This is a genomic window from Polaribacter sp. 20A6 (assembly GCF_011378915.1).
In the GTDB taxonomy this organism is placed as follows: Bacteria; Bacteroidota; Bacteroidia; order Flavobacteriales; family Flavobacteriaceae; genus Polaribacter; species Polaribacter sejongensis.
Genome location: NZ_WTPZ01000011.1, coordinates 62,605 through 84,010, shown reverse-complemented (window position 1 = coordinate 84,010; position 21,406 = coordinate 62,605). Strand labels below are relative to the sequence as shown.

Sequence of the window (21,406 nt, the reverse complement as noted above, 5' to 3'; positions counted from 1 at the left end):
TTATGAGTTATCGTTTTTTACTATTTTTAAGTATCAGTCTTATTGCTTTTGGTTGTCAAAAACAAGACTTTAAAATTGAGCAAACGTATCAAGAGCCAAATGATCCGTCACCAAGTTTAGATGACAATTGGGCTGCCGTTCCTAAAGGATTGCAAGCGTCTATTACTTCTACTAACATTCGTTTTGTTAGAAGTAAAATTCCAACTATAGAACCACAAAACACTTGGTCTGGAAATGTTTGGAAAGGCGAGAGAACATCTGCACAATTAGTACTTTGGAGCACCGATTCTATAACAGAAGTAAAAACGACTATTTCAGCTTTTAAATCTGATACTGGAGACGTTTTACCTTCTAATATTGCTAAAATCAGTTTTGTGAAATATCTAATTACAGATGAATTTGCGAACGGTTGTGGTTATAGAAAACCAGAAGATTTCGCCGCTTCTTTAGCCGCAGATGTTTTAGACCCTGTGAGTTCTTATACGGTTAAAGCAAATGAAACAAGACCAATTTGGATTACAATAAACACACCATCCGATGCCAAAGCAGGAAGCTATAAAAGTACTTTTCAAATAGTAATAAATGGACAAAAAACTCAGAAATTCGAACTCACTTTACATGTAATTGAAAAAGTATTGCCACCAGCAACCGAATGGAAATTTCATTTAGATTTATGGCAAAATCCGTATGCCGTTACACGTATTCACAATGTAAAACCTTGGTCTTCGGAACATATAGAGCTATTAAAGCCTGTAATGAAAAGACTTGCAGATGCCGGACAAAAAGTAATTACTGTATCGCTAAATAAACGCCCTTGGAATGGTCAAACTTTTGACCCGTTTGAGGCTATGATTGATTGGAAAAAGAAAACCGACGGTACTTGGACCTATGATTTTACTGTTTTTGACAATTGGGTGCAGTTGATGATGGATTTAGGAATTAAAAATCAAATTAGTTGTTATTCTATGGTTCCTTGGGGAAATGAGTTTTATTATTTTGATGAAACAGAAAACAAGGAAATTAAAATAGCTGCAGCACCAGGTACCAAAGCTTACGAAGATTTATGGGTTCCGTTTTTAAAACAGTTTAAGATACATTTAGAGCAAAAAGGATGGAATAAAATAACAAGAATTGCAATGGATGAACGCGGTCCTAAAGAAATGAAAGCAATGCTTGAATTATTAAATGAGCATGCGCCAGAATTTGGAGTTTCTTTTGCCGATAATCATAAAAGTTATAAATTATATCCAGATGAATTAAAAGATATGTCTGTAGCTTTTGGGCACCCTGTAGACGATAAAGACTTACAGCAAAGAAAAGCAGTTGGTCATATCAGTACCCATTATGTGTGTTGTACCGATAAGTTTCCGAATACGTTTACCTTTTCTCCTCCTGCAGAAGGTGTTTTTATAGGCTGGTATACAATTGCAGCAGATTTTGATGGCTTTTTACGTTGGGCTTACAATAGTTGGACCGAAAACCCATTGCAAGATTCTCGTTTTAGAGCTTGGCCTGCGGGCGATACGTATATTGTGTATCCTAAAAACAGAAGTTCTATTCGTTTCGAAACGCTTCGAGAAGGGATTCAGGATGCTGAAAAAATTAGAATTTTAAGAGAAGAGTTTTCTAAAAAAGGAATGTTAGCGGAACTAAAATCCTTAAATAATTTAGTAGCCACTTTTAACATCACTACTAAACCAGCAGATTTAGAAAAGATGTTACAAGATGCAAAAAACACAATTAATGCTTTCGCTGAAAAATAAAATTGAATACAATGAAAATCCAGAAAAATAATCAACAGAAAAAAAACAAAACGAACTTAAAGATGCGTCTTACTTTTTTAATAGCTTTCGTTTTAGTATCTAACTTTAGTGTTGCACAAAGTTTAGATATAAATCCTACACCTCAACAATTTATGAGTGAAGGAAGTATAGAAATGCCAATTAGTTTTAATATTCAACAGAAAAACACAGACAAAGCTACACAACATTTATTGAGCTCTTTTTTTACTACTGATAATACAGATGCTAAAGGCTTTTCTATCATTATTGGCGATGTTGATAGTAAAATATCAAGAAAACTAAGAAGAAAAGTTCCTGGAAAAGCAGAAAGTTATTTTATTAAAAGTACCAAAAAAAGCATCACTATCATTGGTAGAGATGCCAGAGGAACCTATTATGGTGTTCGTACATTATTGGCATTATTGCAAAATAAAAAAATGCCTTTAGGAGAGATTTTAGATTATCCAGATGTTGCTGCGAGAGGAACTGTAGAAGGTTTTTACGGAACTCCTTGGAGTTTTGAACATAGAATTCGTCAAATAGATTTCTACGGAGAAAACAAGCTAAATACGTATATCTATGGACCAAAAGATGATCCTTATCATAGTTCACCAAATTGGAGAAAACCCTATCCAGAAAATGAAGCAGCGCAATTAAAAAAATTAATAGACAGAGCTGAAATGAATCAAGTGGATTTTGTGTGGGCAATTCACCCCGGAAAAGACATCAAATGGAATGATGAAGACAGAAAAAACCTATTAAATAAATTTGAATTGATGTATGATTTAGGTGTGCGTGCCTACGCTGTTTTTTTTGATGATATTTCTGGTGAAGGTACAAACCCAAAGCAACAAGCTAGTTTATTAAATTTTTTACATACCGATTTCATCAAAAAGAAAAAAGACGTAAAACCTTTAATTATGTGCCCAACAGAATATAACAAAGGTTGGTCTAAACCAGAAGGAGGTTATTTAAAAACTTTGGGAAAAGAACTAGATCCTTCTATCAGAATTATGTGGACAGGAAATACGGTTGTTGCTGATATTGATAAAGAAACGATGAATTGGATTAATACTGAGATTGACAGAAATGCATTTATTTGGTGGAATTTTCCTGTATCCGATTATGTGAGAAATCATATGCTTTTAGGCCCTACCTACGGAAACGGAAAAGATATTGCCAATGATGTATCTGGCTTTGTTTCTAACCCGATGGAACATGCAGAAGCTTCTAAAATAGCTATTTATGGTGTTGCAGATTATTCTTGGAATATGACTGAATATCAACCAGAAAAAAAATGGTTAGAGGCATTAAAAGTAGTGATGCCAAAAAGTTATAAAGCACTAGAGGTTTTCGCTCGTCATAACAGCGATTTAGGCCAAAATGGACATCGATACAGACGAAAAGAATCTGTGTCTTTTTCGCCGAAAGCAACCGCTTTTCTTAAACAATTAAAAGCAGGTGAAAATATTGATAATTTTAAAGCAGTAGAAAATGAGTTTCATGCAATGGTAGAAGCTTCTTATATTTTACTAAACAGTTCAGACAATGCGGTGCTTTTAGATGAAATTCGTCCTTGGGTACAACAATTTAAATTATTAGGTCAATCTGGACTTGGTATGCTACATATGCACACATCTTTACAAGCAAAACAAACTGATGATTTCGAAAGAAGTTACAATGCTATTATTGCAGTTAAAGCAGAAATGTATCAAATTGATCGTACAAAAAACCAAAACCCATATCAACCAGGAGTAAAAACGGCTACTTTAGTGGCTACCCCTTTAATTGATGACAGTTTTGCTTATTTAACAGCTGCTTACAACAAAGAATTTAATAAAAATTTAGCGGTAGCATCCAATTACAATCCACATCTTTTATTTACAAATATTAAACAATTACAGAACCAACAAATAAGTTTAACAGACAGAACATTGGTTTTAAATCCGCCATTAGAAGTAATTCAAATCGCTGCCAATGCCTATTTTGGTTTCGAATTAGACAAAACAACGCGCGTACCTAACGTTCAGTATCAATTAGAAAATACTTCTATTTATAAAAAATTAGAACTACAAACTTCTACTAATGGAACAACTTGGGCAACTATAAAAACGGAAGTTAAAAAAGACGCCATTCATGTTAGAGTAAACAAACAAGTAAAATACATTCGAATTATAAATACTAGCACAGAAAACATAGAGACTAAGATTATTCATTTTAAAATTGAAGTGAAATAATCTATTTTATAAACAAAATTTATCAAGCTAGATTAACTGTATATAAAAAATAAAAGTTGGTAGTTAGATGTATTGGTCAAAACAAAAAATTTCTTTTTTATAACATTAACAAAATACAACTTTATCAGTCAAATCCATTTTACCCCATTTTTTTTTTACTAGTTTCGTTTTTTTTTCGTATCTAATTTATCATCAATAATTAATTATATCTCTAAATAAAAGCTCAAAAAAGCACTTAATTTACTAAAAATATAAGTTATTAGTAAGCCAAGTGCTTAAATAAAATTCGTCATTTAATGCAATACTACTTATTGCCGTTTTTATGGAAGCTTTTTACATCTGTAATTAGACTATTTAATAGGTGCAATAGTGCAACCGTAGTTATATGTTTTATCATTTTACACGAATAAAATTTTGATTGTGAAATTTAAGTGCATACTGGCCTTTAGCACAAAAAATCGCTAATAACGAAATGAAACCTAAAAAAAGGAATGTGAAAACCATAAATTAAAATTTTAAAATTTGAGAATTAAATACATATTAAAAAGGTAATAAAACCTGACAAGTCTGAAGTACTAGAAACTGTTATAATTAATACACCGATTTTTTATAATACTTCGGATGAAAACGAATGCCATTTGCTTTCCAATAATCATAGTGACCTTGATTTAAACGTTTCTTAAAATCGATGTAATTTTTATTTTTAGGAACAGACCACATATTTTCTGCAAAAGCAGGCATTCTAGGTAAAAGTGTGTATTCTAAATATTCTACGGATGAAATAAATTCTGTCCAAATAGCAAACTGTCCGCCAATAATATACTGCGCTTCTTCTTTATTCAATTCTTTCGGAATTAAATTATATTCATATACTTTTTCTAATGTATTTATTGAATATGCGACAGCAAGTGGTTCATTTTTAGGATCTTCTTGATACCTATTAAAATATAACGGATTGTTAGGTGTCATAATTACATCTTGCTTTAGTTTTGCCGCTTCAATACCGCCTTTTTCACCTCGCCAAGACATTACGGTCGCATTTATCGGTGCTCCACCTTCTAAAATTTCATCCCAACCAATTAATTTACGGTTGTTCTTTTCTAAAAATTTTGCGATCCTTTTTATAAAATAACTTTGCAATTCATTTTCATCTTTCAAATGATTATCTGCTAATCGCTGTTGACAATCAGCACATTTTTTCCAATAAGATTTATCAACCTCATCACCACCAACGTGAATGTATTTTGAAGGAAATAACTCCATCACTTCAGTAAAAACATCCTCTAAAAACTCAAATGTAGTTTCTTGACCGGCACAATAATTTAGGTTTACATTGGCTGGGTTTACAACCCCATTCCACAACGTAGAATTAGGAGACTCTTGTACATGTTTTTCACAAGAAAATTCTGGATATGCTGTTAAAGCCGCACCCGAATGACCAGGAACATCTATTTCTGGAACTACCGTTATATTTCTGTCTTGTGCGTACGCAACAATTTCTTTTACTTGTTTTTGGGTGTAAAATCCGCCATATTGATAGGGCTTACCATTTAATTTTTCAGTGTATGTACTGTCTTTTTTATAAAATAAACTACCCGGAATTTCGGTTCTCCAACCACCAACTGATGTTAATTTTGGATATTTTTTAATTTCTAATCGCCATCCTTCATTATCTGCCAAGTGCCAGTGAAACACATTTAATTTATAAAAAGCCATTAAATCTAACAGCTCTTTTATCGTTTTTGTATTATAAAAATGTCTGCTGACATCCATGACCATTCCACGCCATTTTACATTTGGTTTGTCGCTAATTATTAACCCTGGTAATTGAATAGGCGTTTGTGTATTGTTGTGAATTACATATTGCAAAAGCGATTGTGTTCCGTAAAACAAGCCTGCATATCCATTTCCTGTAATATGTATTTCGGTTTCAAAGATTGTTAAAAGGTATCCTTCCTCCCCTAAATTCTTAATAGGCTTCTGTAGTATTTGTAAAATAATATTTTTTGAAGCTTTCTTTTTCGAAGCGATGCGAACACTTGTTTCTGCTTCTATTTTATCAACCAAATAATTGGTTAACTTTGTGCTCTCTTCCTTTTTTAAGCCTTTAAAAATGACTCCTACGGTTGCGTCTAACTCAAAATTCCCTTTGTTAAATTCCAAAGATACTGGCGCAGGAATAATTTGTGCATAATGAGAGAGACTTGCTAAAATTAGAAAGATAATTACTAGTTGCTTTTTCATGATTTTTAAATTGAAACGTTCTTTTAATTTTAATAAGTAGTCATTATTATTTATTCTACAAGCTCCCAGACTTTCAAGTAATCTATGGCCATTTCATACGGAAGATTTTCTGTTGAAGTAACCTTCCCTGGCCAATAATAAATTCCTGATTGCCCTTTATCTGCGAGTGCGTGATTTAAAATAATGTAGAAATCGGTTTCAAAAGGCCATCTTTTTTCAAATTCTCCTTTAGATTCATGCACCATTGTTAAAATATCATTTACATAAAACTCAATGCGGTTTGGTAATTTTATAATTCCATACGTATTGTAAGCATCTACATTTATAGCAGCTGTTGTTGCAAAAGAATTTTTCTTGGCTTCACCGTCTGTTTGATGTACTACTTGATGCACAAAACCATCATTATTTAGACGTTCCATAATATCGATTTCACCACCATTTGGCCAACCTTTGTAAATTTCATTTTGTGGCATCAACCAAATTGCTGGCCAACCTCCTTGTCCAGCCGAATTAAATTTTGCTCTAATTTCAATTTTTCCGTATTTAAAACTGAATTTATCTTGGCTTCGTATAGCACCCGTTTCTGGCAAATCGGTTTTAGTATTCCAACGCGCCCTCATGTGTAAATTCTCGTTTTTAACCTCTGCCAATGTGGGGTCTTTTACCACATATCTATTCCAAGCGGCACCACTAGTTTGTGTTGGTAAACTCGTCCAATATTTGGTATTGTAAGCATCTCCGTTAAATTGGTCTTCGAAAACTAAGTTATAGTGTGTTCCGTTTTCACCGTCGTTTATATTTCTATTTACAGAACATGACACAACTAAAAGAAAAAAAAAGGCTCCAAAGCAAACTTTTACGAATTGTAATTTATAATTTACTTTCATCCCATTTATTTTTTATTATATAATTCAATATAATGATTGTCTAATATTTCTGAATCTTTGTATTTTTCTCTTGTTTCTTTTAATTTCTGTTTCATTTCGAGAACCACTTCAGCATACGCAGGATCATTAATTATATTATTAATCTCTTTTGGATCTTTTTTGCTATCATACAATTCCCATTCATTCACATCGTGGTAAAAGTGAATCAATTTAAATTCTTTCGTTGCAATACCATAATGTCTTTTCACTGCATGCTCTGCAGGATATTCATAATAATGGTAATAAACAGCTTCTCTGTCCCAAGCTTCTTTTTTCCCTGTTAATAAAGGCACCAAACTTTCTCCTTGCATCTCTTTTGGGGCATCAACACCAGCAATTTCAAGAAAAGTTTGAGCAAAATCTAAGTTCTGTACCATTTCATCTTCTGTAATTCCTGGCTTAATTTGATTAGGCCATTTGATTAAAAGTGGTGTTTTAAAAGACTCGTTGTACATAAAACGTTTATCAAACCAACCGTGTTCCCCTAAATAAAAACCTTGATCTGAAGTATACACTACCAACGTATTGTCTGCAAGCTTTTCTTCGTCTAAGTAATCCAATACACGTCCTACATTATCATCTACAGAAGCAATTGTTCCTAAATAATCTTGCATATACCTTTGGTATTTCCAAACAGTTAATAAAGAATCATTCATGGTTGGATATCGCTTTTTAAAATCTTCGTTAATAGGTCCATAAACGGCATCCCAAGCTGTTCTTTGTTCAGGATTCATCCCACCAATACTTTGTCCTAAATTACTCCACTCTTTGATCCCTAATTCCTTAATAGTTTGTGGCGTAAGCTTGTTATCATTGGTTAAAGACATGTGTTTAAAAATTCCCATTTGCGCAGTTTTAGACGCGGTTCCTCTTGTCTTATAATCATCAAACAGCGTTGCTGGTAAAGGAAATGTCTTTTTAGTGTACTCTGTAAAATACTTTTTACTCGGCAACCAAGCTCTGTGTGGTGCTTTGTGCAAATACATTAACATAAAAGGTTTTTTAGGATCTCTTCTGTTTTTCATCCAATCTAAAGTAAGATCGGTTGTAATATCTGTTACATAACCGTTAATAATGGTATCTCCTTTTTGTGTGATAAATTTCGGATTGTAATACGCTCCTTGGCCTGGTAAAATTTTAAATTCATCAAATCCTTTAGGATTATTTCCAAAGTGTAACTTACCAAACATTGCTGTTTGATAGCCTGCTTTTTGGAGAATTTGTGGAAACGTGACATTGTTGGTATCAAACTTGCTTAAATTATCAATTTTACCATTGATATGACTATGTTTTCCTGTTAAAATTACGGCTCTAGATGGCGCACAAATAGAGTTGGTAACACTTGCATTTGTAAACAACATTCCTTCTTTTGCAATTCGATCTATGTTTGGTGTTTGTATCAACCTATCATCATAAGCACTTATCGCTTGATACGCATGATCGTCTGACATTATGAAAATAATGTTTGGTTTTTCTGTATTTTCTTTTGATGAATTTTCAGTTTTACATCCCACAGTTAAAAGGGCTGCAGCAAAAAAGGTAATATATTTAAATAATTTCATATTGTTTTTTAGTTTGATGTTATATTGTTTCTAAAGCTTCAATTATAAAAGAGCTATTTTCTGGGGTTTTGTGTTCTTTTTTAATAATTTCAAAGAATTTCTCAAGCAATTCTGGATGTTGCTCCATCACATTATTTTGTTCTTGAATATCAATATCTAGATCATACAATTCTACTTCCTTGTTTCCTGTTTTAATATTTTTCCAAACCATTTTCCACTTCCCCATTCTTACGGCAACTTGTCCTTTATATCCTGCAAATTCCCAATACAAATACTCATGTACCTCTTGTTTGTTTTCATTTGTAAGTGCATTGTAAAAACTAATTCCATCACTTTCATAATCGGTTTTTACGTTTGCAATTTCATTAAAAGTTGGTAATACATCATAAAATGCAGATATATGATTGCTTTTAGAACCCGCTTCTATTTTAGCTGGCCAAGTAGCAATCATCGGTACTCTAATTCCTCCTTCATAGGTAAAACCTTTTACCCTTCCGTAGTTATTCTTGAAGATTCCGCTACTGTTAAACCATTCAGAATCTGCCCCACCATCACCAGGACTCGCAGGTCCATTGTCTGATGTAAAAATGATTAAAGTATTCTCATACAAGCCTTCTTTCTTTAAATAAGTAACCAACTTCCCTACGTTTTCATCTAAATAAGAAACCATTGCTGCATAGGTTGCACGCGGGTTTCTGGCTGGAAAATAACTTCCTTTTTCTTTGTGATAATAAGGTTTTTCATCTCCAAACTTGTTCACATAATAGTCTACCCATTTTTTTGGTGCTTGCAAGGGCACATGCGGAATAGGACTAGCCCAGTACATAAAGAAGGGTTCTTTTTTGTTTTTTTCAATAAACCCCATCATTTTATCAAAAATTAAAGTCGGACTATAATCTGGTTGATAAAACTTCTCATATGTTTTTTCATCTAATGGATTACCATCATTCCCTGTGCCTTCATGAGGTGCAATCGTGTCATTCTTTAAGTGAAAACGATGGTTATTTTCATATAAATGCATTGGTGTATAGGTATGTGCTTGTCTTTGGCAATTGTATCCAAAGAAGTAATCGAAGCCCATTTCTGTAGGAATAGATTGTGTTTGTGGCGCTCCTAACCCCCATTTACCAACAATACCTGTTTTGTAATTTGCTGATTTTAATAATTGGGCAATCGTTGTTGTATTTTTAGGCATAGGCCTTTGCCCTTCTAAAGTAGAATCTTTTAACATGGCAGTATAACTCCAAACATCACCTCTTTCCTCCCATTCATCATTTCCGCGAATACTTGCGCTTCCACCGTGTTTGCCAGTTAAAAGTGAAGCTCTTGCTGGCGCACAAACTGGTGCTCCTGTATAATGTTGGGTAAATAACATGCCTCCTTTTGCCAAAGCATCAATATTTGGAGTTTCAATTTTTGTTTGTCCATAAACGCCTAAATCTCCATAACCTAAATCATCTGCTAAAATATAAATGATGTTTGGTTTTTGATTTTTTTCTTCTTCGGATTGTTTTTTTGATGAACAACTCACTAATGAAATTAGTATAATAAGTGTTGTTAGAATGCGAAATGCTTTCATATTTATTATTTTTTAGTACTTATATTTATTTTTGCTGTTTTTAAACCTTTACCTGAAACTGTTAAATCTATTTCCCCTTGCTCTTCATTAGATTGCACTAAAACAACCAATTTTCCGCTAAACAACTTCATAGTTGGTGCATGAAACATTTCTAGCGAAGTAGCATCGCCATTACTTGCAGCTCTATAAGTTCCGTTTCCTTTTACTTTAAATTTTAATTGATTGGTTGCTGTCGGACAAATAATTCCGTTTTTATCTACCACAGAAACTGTAACAAAAGCCAAATCTTTTCCGTTTGCTTTTAATGTTTTTTGGTCTGATTCTAAAATTAGTTTGTAGGGTTTACCAGCCGTTTTTATTTCTTTTTCTGATGCAACTTTTCCTTCATCATCAAAGGCAACCACTTTTATAGTTCCTGGTTCATATTTTACGTCCATCCACATTAAACGGTAGCGATTTTTAGGAGAACTATTATTCTTTTTCTGAATCCCCATACTTTTTCCGTTTACAAAAAGTTCTGCACTCTCATAACTTGTGTAGACAAAAACGGGTGTAATTTCTCCTTCTCGTCCTTCCCAATTCCAATGTGGCAACATGTGTAACGTTTCTTCTTTTGTATTCCAACGACTGCGATATAAATAATAGCGATCTTTTGGTAAACCTGCCAAATCGTTAATTCCGAAATACGAACTACGAGACGGCCATTTGGTATCATAAGGAGTTGGTTCTCCTAAATAATCGAAACCAGTCCATACAAACTCACCAATAACCCAAGGCTTATCATCTTGTAAAACAAAATCTTCATCAGGAATATTAGACCAGCTGCAAGCTTCTAAATCGTAAGAAGATGACTGAAAATCGTCATATTGTTTCATTTTAGCTTCTACGACTGGGAATTTATAAATTCCGCGAGAACTTACGGTAGAAGCTGTTTCTGAACCTAAAATTAAACCTTGCGGAAAAGATTCGTACGCTTCTTCGTATAAATTTACACGATAATTTAAACCCGGAATATCTAACAGCGCTCCAAAACCAGATGCCATGGTAGCTTTTACTTGATCCATCCCCACAGTTACAGGTCTTGTTGGATCTTCTCTATGAAAAATATCTTGCAATCTCTTCGCACGTTTTGCGCCATCACTTCCCCATTGATCTGGCACCTCGTTTCCAGAACTCCACATAACAATACTTGGGTGGTTTCTGGTTGCATGTACCAAATTGACAATATCTTTTTCTGCATCTTCTTCAAAAAAACGATGATACCCATTTTCTACTTTTGGTTTTGCCCATTCATCAAAACTTTCCGCTAAAAACAAGAATCCCATTTCATCACTTAATTCTAGTTGTTCTAAAGAAGGCATATTGTGTGCGCTTCGAATGGCATTTACGCCCATATCTTTTAAAATACGCAATTGTCTTCGGATGGCAGATTTGTTTACAGCCGCTCCGATAGGTCCCAAATCGTGATGCAAACAAACTCCTTTAAACTTTGTAATCTCTCCGTTTAAACTGAAGCCTTTTTCTGCTTCGTATTTGATGGATCTAATTCCGAAACGTGTTGAAATTTCATCTTTTAGAATAGTTCCTTTGTATACTTGAGAAATAGAAGTGTATAAATAAGGCGTTTCCGGACTCCATAAATTCGGATTGTTGACAGCTATATTTTGCTCAAATTCATTTCCATAAATGGACGAAGTTTTATTGGTAGTAATTAGACTTCCTTGTGCATCTAAAATTTTGGTAACAAGAGTCAATCCTTCTCCTAAAACTTTCGTTTTTACGTTTATTTTCGCTAATTCTTTGGTAACTATGGGCGTTGTTATAAACGTTCCCCATTGCTTAATACTTTCTTTATTCTTGGTAATAATTCGAACATTTCTGTACAAACCTGCTCCCGGATACCAGCGTGAAGACAAACCTTTATTTGTTAATTTAACGGCTAATGTGTTTTTTTTATTTGCTAGAATATGCTCAGTAATATCAAAGTAGAAATAACTGTATCCATAGTTCCAACTTCCTATTTTTTTTCCATTCAGAAAAATTTCGGGTTCACTCATCGCACCTTCAAATAATAGTATTACCTTTTTATCTTTGTTGAAATTTGGCAACGAAAACTCATTTCTGTACCAACCAACACCAATGTATGGCAACGCACCTGTTCTACCAGTTTTTTCGGTAGGGACTTTTTCTCCATTCTGAACAATGGCAACCATTTGTTTGTCTATTTCTTTATCAAAAGGACCTTTAATTGCCCAATCATGAGGAACAACAACCGTTTCCCATTTAGAATCATCAAAAGAAATATCTTGTGCATTTTTTAGATCACCTTTGGTGAATTTCCAGTTTTTTTCTAAAGTGAGTACCTCTCTTACATTGTTTTGCGCCAGTATTGAAACTGTAAAAAAAAGAATATAGAAAGTTGATATCAGATTTTTCATTGGTTTTATTTTACTCTTTTATTTATTATTAATAGACAGAGATATAGTTTATAGAAGTATCTTACCTCCTAAAATAATGCTTCCTTTAGTAACTTTTAAAATATCATTTAATTATAAAAAAACATCTTTAAAAACATCTCTATATAATTTTGTGATAAACAAAATCACTAGATCTCGCAGTTTGCAAACTAGAATTGATAAAATTGGCTGTCCGTTCGAGTGAAATTACTTTCTCAAAAATTTTGCATCAAATAATCAATTTGACTTTATCCTTTTCTAGCTTTTCGACTGAACTCAATATAAACTTTAGGAGATTCCTCCTATCGTCGGAATGACACTACGAATAACGTATCGAAAAACTTAACAAAAACAATCAGAATTTAGAGAATCTTCATTCCGTTAAACTTCAAACTAAATGACGTACACTTTATTTATTCTGAAATACATTAAATGGTTTTGAAGTTCCATCTATTGTTAAAACTACTACTCCGTGAGGAGCTACTTCAAAGGTCCAAGTTTCTGTTGTTGTTTTATCATAGTCTTTTTTAGCCCAAACATCTCTAAAAGTATACCCTTTTGAAGCATCTAACCCTACTTGATCTAAATCAAAAGAAATATTTGCTATTTCGTTTGACCTGTTCAATAAAGTTACTGCTACTTTACCACTCATCGTAGAAACTAATGGTTTTGCCCAAACTTCTAAATCGCCATGATCTATCAACCTTCTTGCTTGGTAAACCAACGGATCTTGATTTAAGGCAATAATTTCTTTATTTGTTAAAATATCAATGGTTTGCTGACTCATATCTCTTAAATCATTACCCGCCAATAGCGGCGAATTCATCATTGCCCACATAGAAAAATGGGTTTTATCCTCTTCAAAACTCATTCCTCTACCTACTTGTAACATATCCATATCATTTACATGACCAGGACCAGAATACCTCCATAAATCTGCATTCAAATCAATGATGTGTAAAATAGAACTAAATTCATTTGAAATATCTCCTGAAATCCTCCAAGAATCAGCTATCTGAAGCACCCATGTGCCAGGAAATTCCCATCTACAAATATTGTAAACAGTATTTGGTTTTACCTCTTTTATAACATTTGCTATTTGTGTGTATCTCGTTTCTTCATCCAATCCTAACCAGTCTCCACCACACCAATCTATTTTTATAAAATCGTAATTCCAGTCCTTTAACATCAATTTTAAATCTTTTCTATCGTGTCCTAAAAGACCTCCACCAACACCAATCGTATCCCTATCCCAATGAGATGCACAGGTATTAATCCCTGCATCAGAATAAATTCCGGCTTTTAATCCTTTAGAATGGATATAATCTGAAACAACTTTCATTCCGTTTGGAAATCTTTCTTTATGCACTAATAAATTTCCTTTTTCATCTCTACCTCCAAAAAAACCATCATCAATATTCACATACGAATAACCAGCGTCTGCCATTCCAGAAGACACCATGTAATCTGCTTGTGCTTTAATAATTTCTTCATTAATATCTACATGAAAATTATTCCAACTAGACCAACCCATAATCGGAGTTTGTGGTTTGCTGGTTTCTTGAGTATTATTTTTATGTGAAGAAATAGCATCATTTGTCTGCTCTTGCATTTTACAAGAAGCTAAAACAATAAGCGATAAAAAAAGAAAGTATTTATTCATATTCGTTTTAATTTAAAAAATAATTTAATTGTCAGTAAAATAACATTATGCTACAAATGGTCTTATTATCATGACATCTGTTCTTCATTAGAAAAACCGAATTGTTGTTTTTATTCTGCGTAAAGCTGCAATATTTGATAGATAATTCTCCCATTTCTTATAGCGTTATCTCCCGCTGATATTCACAGATTTTTTTACGGGTATATCACAACCGATATATCGTTAAATTAATATCGACTTTTATTATAAAAATAATCGTCGATATTAACCTAATTTCATTTACTATTTATCTAAAGGAATCATCCAGTAAGAATATGAATAATCTTTATAAGGCAATCTGTATTTTTCCATTGGTAAAGTACCCCAACTATTAATACTACCTAAACCTTGTTGAAAACCATCTATATTTACAAAAACTTCTTTTCTTACATCTAATTCTCCAGCATGTTTTTGAGTTCTCTTTTCTCCAGAACTTAAATCATCTTCACTATAATTAAGTGCAGATATAGAAAGCGGATTTTCACTTAAAATTTGAATTCCAGATCCATCTTCTTTTGTAATAGTTGCCCAACGTACTTCTAGTTTATTTCCATTTTCTTGCGGACGGATGTAAGGGAAATACTGTTCTGCTATAGTCTGTTTGTATAAGCCTACTTTTGCTGCATGTTGCCTATCTGTATATGCCTCAAAAGGTCCTTTACCGTAAAAAGTAATATTTTTATAGGTTTCTGGCAACACCATTTTATTTCCAAATTTATAGAAACCAACATGTTCTCCTTTTATAGCTTTTAAATCGTTGGTAACTTTAACAGCACCATTACCATCTACTATATACGTTTCTGTTAGACTAGCATCTCCATTAAACAAATTTCTTGTGAATGTAATTTTAACTTCCGTTTTTGAAACTTGTTTTACAGAAGTTACAATATCTCCAGATACACCTGCATCTTTCCATTGCTTGTATCTTCTTTGCGTTCCTGCACCATAATCATTATCTACGGGTGCTCTCCAAAAATTAACTTCTGGTCCACTATTTAACAAATTTGTATTCTTAAAACTATAGTCTGTTAACTTACCTGTTTTCTGATTAAATGTTACTACAAAGTCTTTTCCGGTTACGTGAACCACATCATCTTTTGCTTTATAACTTACTACTTCTGTTGCTTTTTTAGGACCTTGAAATGTTGCTGCTTGTAATTTAAATTGCTCATAAGCAATTCTATAACCTGCTTTTAACAAAGGTTCATCCATTTTTAAAACTACAGAAACATTTAAAAAATATTCTACACCTTTTGTAAACTGCTTTTTAAATGGAATATGTAGTGCTTTTGTTGCTTGTGGTGCTGTTACAATATTGTCTTCCTTTCCGGTTTCAACAACCTCTCCATTGGCAATAACTTCCCAGTTTAAAGTGTAGTTAGATAAATCTCTAAAGAAATACCAGTTTTTAAGATCTATCATGCCATTGGCAAGGTTGTTTTCATAAAACTTTACATCCTGTTGTATGTGTGCTACTTCATGAATATGTGGATTTACTTTTCTGTCTGGTTGTACCAACCCGTTATTTAAAAAGTTGTTATCACTTGGTGTTCCTTCTGGACCGAAATCTCCACCATACGCAAAAATTTCTCTACCATTCTTTTTAATTTTAATACCCTGATCTACAAAATCCCAAATAAAACCACCTTGTAATTTGTCATATTTTTCAAATAAATCCCAGTATTCTTTAAAACCTCCCATACTATTTCCCATAGCATGTGCATACTCACATTGCACTAAAGGCTTGGTTCTTCTATCATCTTTAGCATACGCTTCTACATCTTTTGGTGTTGCATACATTGGCACAAATAAATCTGTATTCCATTCATGTACTGCTCTTTCATGCTGTACAGGTCTTGTATCATCTATTTTTTTAGCTAACAAATACGATTGATAAAAATTATGTCCATTTCCTGCTTCATTTGCCAAAGACCAAATTACAATAGAAGGATGATTTTTGTCTCGCTCTACCATTCTACCTACACGCTCTAAATGTGCTTTTAACCAAGCAGGATTGTTTGCCAAAGTTCTATCTAAAGCATACCCCATTCCGTGAGATTCTATATTTGCTTCATCTACCACATAAATACCGTATTCATCACATAATTCATAAAAATAAGGGTCATTAGGATAATGCGCCGTTCTTACTGCATTGATGTTGTATTCTTTAAATATCTGAACATCTCTAAGCATATCTTCTCTAGAAATTACATGCCCTGTATTAGCATCATGCTCGTGCCTGTTTACTCCTTTAAATAAAATTGGCTGCCCGTTTACCAAAAAATTCCCATTTTTAACTTCAGAAGTTCTAAAACCTAATTTTCTAGAAATAGCTTCTAAAACTTTTCCTTTTTTATCTTTGATGGTAATATTTAATTGATATAATTCTGGCACCTCTGCAGACCACGTTTTTACTTGCGGAATCGTTTTGTTAAACTGTAAAGTTTTACTAGAATTTGCCCCTAATTCATACAATGATGAATTGCTATAAACGGTTTCATTATTTTTTGTAATTGCTACAGCAACCGTTCCTTTTTGCTTTTTAGTATGAATGTTTTTAAGAGCTACAGATAAATCAAAAACACCGTCTTTATAATTATTTTCTAAACCCGCTTTAGCAAAATAATCTTGTAACTGTACATTTGGTCTAGCATATAAATAGACATCACGCTCTATACCAGAAATTCTCCAGAAATCCTGACACTCTAAATAACTACCATCACTCCAACGATACACCTCTAAAGCAATACTATTGCTACCAGGTTTAACAAATTGGGTTAAATTAAATTCAGCAGGAAGTTTAGACCCTTGGCTGTATCCTACTTTTTTACCATTTACCCAAATATAAAAAGCAGATTTAACGGCTCCTAAATGAATAAAAATATCTTTTCCATCCCAATTTTCTGGAACATTAAAAGTTCTTTTATAAGATCCAACAGGATTGTCTCCATCTGGAATATCTGGTGGGTTTAAATATCCTTTTTGAAAAGGATAAGAAGCATTTACATAAATAGGAACTCCAAAACCTTCTACCTCCCAGTTTCCTGGTACTTTTATAGTATTCCAATTAGAAGAATCAAAATCGTCTTTATAAAAATCTGTTGGTCTAACTTCTGGCGTATCGCTATAATTAAATTGCCAAACACCATTTAATAGTAAGTAATTTTCTGCCTTAGACAACTCGTTTTTATTTGCCAATGCAACCGAATTGTAAGGAAAAAAAGTAGCGCGAGCATCTAATTTGTTAATACCTACTACATCCGGGTTTTCAATAACCGGGTCTAGTGTTTGTGCCTGCACGAAGTTCGTTCCTATTAGCCAAAGGAAAATAACTTTTAATAGTTGGTTTGTTTTTTTCATTTCTATACTGTTTTATGCTACTAATTATTTTTGGTTTGCGTATAATTTACTCCACTTTATAAAATCTTCTTTTGTTCCTTTGTTAAAAGGAATAAGGTAAAAATTATAAACTTGTTTTGTTTTTCCTTTAATCTGATATTTTTCTTGTGGTTTAGAATACCAGCTATCATCGCCAGCAAGCCCACGTTGCCCTAAATCTATATTTAATTGAACCAGATCTTGTTCTTTAATATCGTTGGTGTGTTTAGAAGCGTTAATTTTAGGAATACCATCAATTCTATATTCGGTATCTAAAGTATCATTTTCATTATATTTTAATCCTGTAGTAGTATCAAAATCTTCGTTTGGCATATGCAACGCACTTATACCAACGCCTTGTAATTGTTTGCCTGCAACAACCAATAGTCCGTTGTTATTGGCATCAGAAAAAGCAGACCATCTAACATCTACTTTATATCCATTTTCTTGCGGACGAATATATGGCACGTATTGATCTTTTACTTTAGATTCATATAAATCTATAAAAGCAGATGCCTTTCTATCTTGATAATTCTCCCAAGGACCACGTCCAAAATAGGTCATATTTACATATTTTTTTGGCATTTGCATACGCATACCTACACGAGGAATGTCTGCGGTATACTCCGTTTCATTTAGGATGTTACTAATTTTAACAACTCCGTTTCCAGATACTTTATAAATCGATTCAAAAGTAGTATCAACACCTGGTAAATTATAAGTAATAGTAACACTTACGCTACCGTCTTTATTGGTATTAGATGCTAATTTAGACACCTTCATAAAAAGTGACGCTTTTTTCCATTCAATATTTTTAACCTGCATATGATTCCCAAAATCGTTGTCAGTTGGTGCACGCCAAAAATTAGGTTTTGGTCCATTTTCGTCTTTTATTAATTCTTCATTTTCATAAACATAAGAACTAATTTGTCCTTTTTCCGTATCGAAAACCAATTGCACTTTATTATTAGAGATTTTTAACTCTTTACCAGATTCCTGAATTTTAAGTGATTCTTTGTTATCAATTTTAGTAACTATATTTTTGTATTTTTTAGATAAAACAATTTGCTCATGTGCAACTTCATAACCTTTTGGTAGTATACCCCAAGCAGTTTTAGTTTTTGCTGAAATCTCTACAAAATACTCGGTATTATCAAGAAACTGAATATCCTTAAGCGAAATTCTAATTAACTTACCAGTATGCGTATCTACCGAAATAGTTTCTAAAGGAATGGTTTTTAAAACAGTACCATCTGCTTTTATTTCTGCACTAAAGTCGAAGAAATCTAAATTGGTAAAATCATATAGATTTTCTAACAATACTCGTAATTCGTTATGACGGTTAATGCCTTTCTCTTTAAAGTTGATAAATTCATGTACTTTTTTTACTTCAAACAACGCAGGTTGTGGCGTTCTGTCTGGAAATACAATTCCGTTATTTAAAAATGAGTTGTCGGTTGGCATATCTTTTCCATAATCACCACCATAGGCATAATAACGTTCTCCTTTTTCGTTGGTTTTCCAAATAGATTGATCTACCCAATCCCAAATAAAACCTCCTTGCAAGTTGTCATATAGTTCTATTATATCCCAATAATCTTGAAAATTACCTGTACTATTCCCCATTGCATGAGCATATTCACTTGGTATGTAAGGTCTGTCTGTTTTTGTTTTTCCTATGGCTTCAAATACTGCAGGCGATGGATACTGAGGTACAATAATATCTGTATTAGAATCCATATCCCATATACTGCCATCATAATCTTTATACGGACGTTCATATTGCACAGGACGTTTTGTTTTGTCGTTTTCTTTTATAGCATCATAGCCTTTAAAGAAATTAACACCATTTCCGGCTTCATTACCCATAGACCAAATAATTACAGAAGGATGGTTTTTATCTCGTTTTACCATTCGTACCATTCTATCTACATGTGCGTTTTCCCAACTTTCTTTTTTTGCTAATGAATATTTTCCATAATACATTCCGTGCGACTCTATATTTGCTTCATCCACCACATACAAACCGTACTCATCACATAATTCATAAAACCTACGCTGCTGCGGATAATGACTTAAACGCACCGCATTAATGTTATTTTCCTTCCAAAGCTGAATATCTCTTAGAATATCTGTTTCCGAGACTACATGACCTGTTTCTGGATTTGCTTCTTGAGTATTTACCCCTTTTAGAGTAATACGTTGTCCGTTTACTAAAAGTAAACCCTGTTTTATTTCAATAGATCTAAATCCTATTTTAGAAGTAGTAACCTCTAATGTTTTTCCTTTTCTATCTTTTGTTTCAATTAATAAAGTATATAAATTAGGATGTTCTGCACTCCATTGTTGTACGTTTGGTAGTGTTGTAGAAAAATTAAAATTGTTTTCTTTAGAGTTTTTTACTGCAAACGATTTTGTTTCTGATGCTACTATCTTAGCTTCCGAATTTAATAATTTATAAGAAATACTTCCCTTTGTAGTTTTAGATAAGTTATTTTCTAGTAGTACAGATAATTCAAAAACACCATTTTTATAAGCACCATCTAAAACAGAAAGCACTTCATAATCCTGCACTCTTATTTTAGGTTGTGCATATACATAAACGCTTCGTTCAATTCCGCTAATTCTCCAGAAATCTTGACATTCTAAATAAGAACCATCCGTCCATCTAAAAATTTGAATCGCAATTTTGTTATTACCTGTTTTTGCTGCTTTTGTAATATTAAACTCAACGGGTAATTTACTCCCTTGTGAGTAGCCAATATACTCTCCATTAAGCCATACAAATCCTCCAGATTTCATAGCACCAATATGCAAGAACATTTCTTTGCCATCCCAATTATTATCAATAGAAAAATCACGAACATACGTACCTACAGGATTGTATTCATTTGGAACTTTACCTGGGTTTTTTGGATAAATTCTATTAACAAACTCCATATCATCTGCAACAGGAGCTTTATAATCTGAAAACTCATATTGATGATTTACATAAATAGGAACACCAAACCCTTCTACTTCCCAATTTGATGGCACTTTAATATCATCCCAAGTAGATACATCTTCTTTTGGGTTCATAAAAGTGGTTGGTCTGTCTTCCGGATTTCTTACCCAATTAAATTTCCATGTTCCATCTAAAGATTTATGAAATTCTGGCGTGTTTTGTAAGGCATCAGCCTCTGAAGCATACGAGGTAAAAGAAACATGTGTCTCTAACTTATTTTCACTTATAACTTTTTCATTTTCTATATAATCCTTGTAATCTTTAATAGGATGTTTATTCTGACTACTTAGAGATGTACCTGTAAAAAAGACACCTATAAGTGATAACATTATGAAACTGTTTTTTTTTAAAATCATCATAATTAGTAGCGTTTATCTAAGTTAAATATTTCTTTTAGTTTTGATTGGTTAAATCAATTTGCTAAAATAATTAAAACATCCATTATTCGTATTATGTTATACATATTAATTAAACTAAATTCAAAAGTATTATCACTAAAGAAATAGCTTCTTATAAAAATAAACCCCGTGAAATCAA

General features: G+C 32.9%; 10 protein-coding genes. 2 read left to right on the top strand and 8 right to left on the bottom strand.

From position 1 onward, the window contains the following. Positions 1-2 precede the first annotated feature (2 nt). Both GQS57_RS17425 and GQS57_RS17420 read left to right on the top strand, forming a co-directional pair. A complete protein-coding gene (locus GQS57_RS17425; RefSeq protein ID WP_165734255.1) occupies positions 3-1,763 on the top strand; it encodes a DUF4091 domain-containing protein in 1,761 nt (586 codons plus the stop codon). An 11-nt stretch (positions 1,764-1,774) separates the two neighbouring features. Continuing rightward, complete coding sequence (locus tag GQS57_RS17420) at positions 1,775-4,018, top strand: beta-N-acetylglucosaminidase (protein WP_240915519.1); 2,244 nt, start codon at positions 1,775-1,777, stop codon at positions 4,016-4,018. Positions 4,019-4,609: 591 nt separating this feature from the next. Here GQS57_RS17420 and GQS57_RS17415 read toward each other — a convergent pair. The 8 genes from GQS57_RS17415 to GQS57_RS17380 all read right to left on the bottom strand — a co-directional run bounded on the left by GQS57_RS17415 (position 4,610) and on the right by GQS57_RS17380 (position 21,198). Beyond that, the gene (locus GQS57_RS17415) at positions 4,610-6,262 is read right to left on the bottom strand and encodes a beta-N-acetylhexosaminidase (protein WP_165734254.1); all 1,653 of its coding nucleotides are present in this window, start codon (positions 6,260-6,262) and stop codon (positions 4,610-4,612) included. Between the two features lie 50 nt (positions 6,263-6,312). Beyond that, positions 6,313-7,149, bottom strand: a complete 837-nt coding sequence (locus GQS57_RS17410; protein ID WP_165734253.1) for a glycoside hydrolase family 16 protein — start codon at positions 7,147-7,149, stop codon at positions 6,313-6,315. 5 nt (positions 7,150-7,154) lie between these two features. Further along, positions 7,155-8,750: a sulfatase gene (locus GQS57_RS17405; RefSeq protein WP_165734252.1), complete on the bottom strand. Its 1,596-nt coding sequence runs from the start codon at positions 8,748-8,750 to the stop codon at positions 7,155-7,157. Positions 8,751-8,769: 19 nt separating this feature from the next. Next, positions 8,770-10,329 (bottom strand): arylsulfatase, encoded by a 1,560-nt coding sequence (locus GQS57_RS17400; RefSeq protein ID WP_165734251.1) that lies wholly within the window; start codon positions 10,327-10,329, stop codon positions 8,770-8,772. A gap of 5 nt (positions 10,330-10,334) precedes the next feature. Then, positions 10,335-12,767, bottom strand: coding sequence for a DUF4982 domain-containing protein (locus GQS57_RS17395; RefSeq protein ID WP_165734250.1), 2,433 nt, complete (start codon positions 12,765-12,767; stop codon positions 10,335-10,337). Between the two features lie 427 nt (positions 12,768-13,194). Continuing rightward, positions 13,195-14,448 (bottom strand): glycoside hydrolase family 27 protein, encoded by a 1,254-nt coding sequence (locus tag GQS57_RS17390; protein ID WP_240915518.1) that lies wholly within the window; start codon positions 14,446-14,448, stop codon positions 13,195-13,197. Between the two features lie 282 nt (positions 14,449-14,730). After that, positions 14,731-17,847 carry a glycoside hydrolase family 2 TIM barrel-domain containing protein gene (locus GQS57_RS17385; protein ID WP_165734249.1) on the bottom strand — a complete coding sequence of 1,039 codons (3,117 nt, stop codon included), beginning with the start codon at positions 17,845-17,847 and terminating at the stop codon, positions 14,731-14,733. Positions 17,848-17,871: 24 nt separating this feature from the next. Next, on the bottom strand, positions 17,872-21,198 hold the full coding sequence (locus GQS57_RS17380) for a glycoside hydrolase family 2 TIM barrel-domain containing protein (RefSeq protein ID WP_165734248.1): 3,327 nt from the start codon (positions 21,196-21,198) through the stop codon (positions 17,872-17,874). Positions 21,199-21,406 lie beyond the last annotated feature (208 nt).

What these genes read in the sequence shown, in the direction of transcription:
- GQS57_RS17425 (WP_165734255.1), top strand. Translation starts at nt 3, where the DNA reads ATGAGTTATCGTTTTTTACTATTTTTAAGTATCAGTCTTATTGCTTTT.
- GQS57_RS17420 (WP_240915519.1), top strand. Translation starts at nt 1,775, where the DNA reads ATGAAAATCCAGAAAAATAATCAACAGAAAAAAAACAAAACGAACTTA.
- GQS57_RS17415 (WP_165734254.1), bottom strand. Translation starts at nt 6,262, where the DNA reads ATGAAAAAGCAACTAGTAATTATCTTTCTAATTTTAGCAAGTCTCTCT.
- GQS57_RS17410 (WP_165734253.1), bottom strand. Translation starts at nt 7,149, where the DNA reads ATGAAAGTAAATTATAAATTACAATTCGTAAAAGTTTGCTTTGGAGCC.
- GQS57_RS17405 (WP_165734252.1), bottom strand. Translation starts at nt 8,750, where the DNA reads ATGAAATTATTTAAATATATTACCTTTTTTGCTGCAGCCCTTTTAACT.
- GQS57_RS17400 (WP_165734251.1), bottom strand. Translation starts at nt 10,329, where the DNA reads ATGAAAGCATTTCGCATTCTAACAACACTTATTATACTAATTTCATTA.
- GQS57_RS17395 (WP_165734250.1), bottom strand. Translation starts at nt 12,767, where the DNA reads ATGAAAAATCTGATATCAACTTTCTATATTCTTTTTTTTACAGTTTCA.
- GQS57_RS17390 (WP_240915518.1), bottom strand. Translation starts at nt 14,448, where the DNA reads ATGAATAAATACTTTCTTTTTTTATCGCTTATTGTTTTAGCTTCTTGT.
- GQS57_RS17385 (WP_165734249.1), bottom strand. Translation starts at nt 17,847, where the DNA reads ATGAAAAAAACAAACCAACTATTAAAAGTTATTTTCCTTTGGCTAATA.
- GQS57_RS17380 (WP_165734248.1), bottom strand. Translation starts at nt 21,198, where the DNA reads ATGTTATCACTTATAGGTGTCTTTTTTACAGGTACATCTCTAAGTAGT.